We start from the raw sequence: 2,752 nt of genomic DNA on the forward strand, positions 1-2,752 counted from the left end.
AAGGCAGCCCTGCTTGTAGGTAATCAAAGGTTTTATTGGCAAGCGAGTAATAATAGCTTAGGCCTTTGTTTTCCAGTAGGTTCAGGCCCAGGTGTGCCTGTGGGGTAATTCTCCTGAGTTCTTCTGGATCTAGGTACCCCAGAAATTTTACCTGTTTTTGTAAATCAAGCTCCTTAGTTAATCCTCTGCCTTGTGCCGTCCTAAACACACGTCACAGATTTCACATTTCTCCTCATTGTCTTCTCCGAAGTAACGCACCAATTGCTGCTGCCGGCACAGTACCGTCTCCGCATAGGAAATGGCTTTATTGACTCGCTCCAAGTAGCGATTCTTTCTAAAGTGGTAAAGTTGCTGATCAATGAAAAGATCCTCGATGGGTAATCTTTCCTGTAAGAAAATGATCTGTGGATTTTCTTTTTGTGGGACGTAGATCAACGCCATTTACCTTCCTTCCGAAGCAAACAACATAAAGGCGCGTTTGAAAGCTCCGTGGTCTTAGGGAATAGGATAAAGATTCGAGGCCAACTGGTTTCTCTCAATTAATTATAGTTCCTGAAAGCACCTTTGTAGGATCGAAGTATCACTTTCAGTCTTATCCAACTTCGGATTGCGCAATTGAAAATTCATATAAGGTATCTTTATGACCTTAATCGGCAGATTGCTGGGATGAACCACTGCTTTCAGTCAATATGATTCAATCCCCTTACCTTGTCTAGCGCCTTTTCAAACTATTGAACACCTTTACCGGATGGAATTTTGAAACTTCTGGAGCAAAAATCCTTATTTGATGTCAAAATCGGAAGAACTCTGCCCTTCCTTCCAAAAAACCCCCTTCCATAATGGGCTAATTGTAAAAGCTGCCTAAGGGCTGATAGTCTATTGTTTGATCTCAGCGATATCCAAGGGAAAGGCTAATTCTAGGTTTTCTTCCAGTTGTTCCTTATCCTGCTGGTTAATAAAGGAGAACAGCATATGCCTTTTGTCCATCTCTTCCTGCTCTTTCCTGCTTCCTTGGAAATAAGCTTTCACAGTTATCCGGTAGATCCATGTTGTACCCGCTCGAACATCCGGCTTATCAATTCCCCATTCCAAAGGCATTCGGGTACTAACCATACCCTAGTCCGGTTTTCTGGTCCAGGCCTCTTGGTTTCAGATCTCGTGTTGCAGTGGGCAAGCCTGCGTTGATAATTTAATCGGCAGCGATTTTTCTTTTACCTAGATAGTGGTGCGATTTCTTTGGTTTTACGGCCGATTTCTTTTTAACGTAAACTACTGCGCTTCCACGACATTCTGGTCAGGTTTGTGGCCAAATTGCCAATTTTGGTTTCTCTTGGCAACCGCTGCTGGACAAGTTGGAACGACAAAGCTCTTTTGATCACACCTGTGCTTCCCTGCTCGGAAGCACATTTCTCCGAATAATCCTTCACTTACTCGGAAGTGGCAGTGCAGTTAGGGATAAAGGCCCGCTCGTACAGGAACGAGTTCGCATGGTACAGATTGGTCTCTGAGCTCGCGGAGGCCAAGCTCAGTCGAATAGCCCCACTGTGCGAGATACAGTGTGGCTTTACATATACTGCACAGCACCGTGTTGACTCGCATTTTTCTTGATTCGTTCAATCACACTCGGATTGTTTAAGCCGTGTCAGGGAGAGAGGTAGAGAAACTTTACTTGTCCATACACGCAGTTATCCAAGATGCGATCAATATCACGTAAAGGACTACCAGAAATATGGCCTCGTGCCTTTATAGCTTTCGCTTACGGAGTTTGGCGATTGTCTTTCTAGTGAACGATCAGCGGAGATTACAAACGATTGGCAATCCTTCCATGCTATGGCAGGTACCTTGGAAAGCAGATGGATTTGCCGCACCGGTGGGGAGGAGAGCTAGGGTATCATTGCCTGTTACACGGACGAATGATCTCCTCTTTGCAAGGCCCGTATGACAACCTCAAACCCCAATACTTTTTTGTAATATTGTCGGACGGTTTTAGAGGCGGCATATTTCGAGCGTTAGATGTTCTAGCCGGGTAAGGCTTATATTTAAAAAAGAGCATGAGCCCTGGGGGCCCCGCCTCAAGCCCGACAAAACTCAAATCGTTTATACTTATCACTATCTTTACGGATCCAACTCCTGCCTACGTCGAATCCATTGATATATTCTTTAGGCCGTTTATGTCTTTGCTTGAGGTCTGGTTTGTCCTGTCCTAGATTATAATAGGTACTTCTCGACAGACTTAGGAACGCATGTGATCCCCTGTTGATCTGCCTCTCGCTGCGCTCCCCCCTCCCATGACTCCGCATCTCTCTCTGCCAATCCCCAATGGCTTGTCTGGGTGGGCCTAATATCTGGCGTGCGATTCCTGATCCAGATCTTGCTCAAGCACATCCTTAACCGCCTGTTCGGATAACGGCGCTTCTCAATCAATATCCAAGGGGATTCTAGCATCATAGCTGCTGACAACCCGATCGTAGCCATTGTCTCCATTTAGGCGATGGTTCTTCCTTGCCCGTCCTTGTGGGACATGAGCCGTGACATATCGTTTCAAACATCGAGGTCTTTAAGCCGATAGATGCTGAAGGCAACAAGCCCATAGAACCAGGCAATACACTAGCTTCATCCGATAGAATATCCCCAAACATGTTGGAGGTCAGAATTACGTCAAATTGCTTTGGATATTGGATCAACTGCATAGCGGCATTGTCCACAAACATAAAATCCAATTCAACCTCAGGGTAATGCTTAGCAGCGAACT

At 45.5% G+C, this 2,752-nt stretch carries 4 protein-coding genes; all 4 read right to left on the bottom strand.

Features of this window, described 5'->3' with window-relative positions:
• A partial coding sequence (locus tag D5R40_RS38545) for a hypothetical protein (RefSeq protein ID WP_205127803.1) occupies positions 1-208 on the bottom strand: 208 nt, incomplete at its 3' end.
• The gene (locus D5R40_RS43250) at positions 178-441 is read right to left on the bottom strand and encodes a RecQ family zinc-binding domain-containing protein (RefSeq protein WP_124155800.1); all 264 of its coding nucleotides are present in this window, start codon (positions 439-441) and stop codon (positions 178-180) included. The genes D5R40_RS38545 and D5R40_RS43250, both read right to left, overlap by 31 nt.
• 435 nt (positions 442-876) lie before the next feature.
• On the bottom strand, positions 877-1,113 hold the full coding sequence (locus D5R40_RS31855) for a hypothetical protein (protein WP_124155801.1): 237 nt from the start codon (positions 1,111-1,113) through the stop codon (positions 877-879).
• A 1,331-nt stretch (positions 1,114-2,444) separates the two neighbouring features.
• A partial coding sequence (locus tag D5R40_RS38550; RefSeq protein WP_240041698.1) for an isocitrate/isopropylmalate family dehydrogenase occupies positions 2,445-2,752 on the bottom strand: 308 nt, incomplete at its 5' end.

Origin of the sequence: Okeania hirsuta (assembly GCF_003838195.1) — a bacterium.
Lineage (GTDB): Bacteria > Cyanobacteriota > Cyanobacteriia > Cyanobacteriales > Microcoleaceae > Okeania > Okeania hirsuta.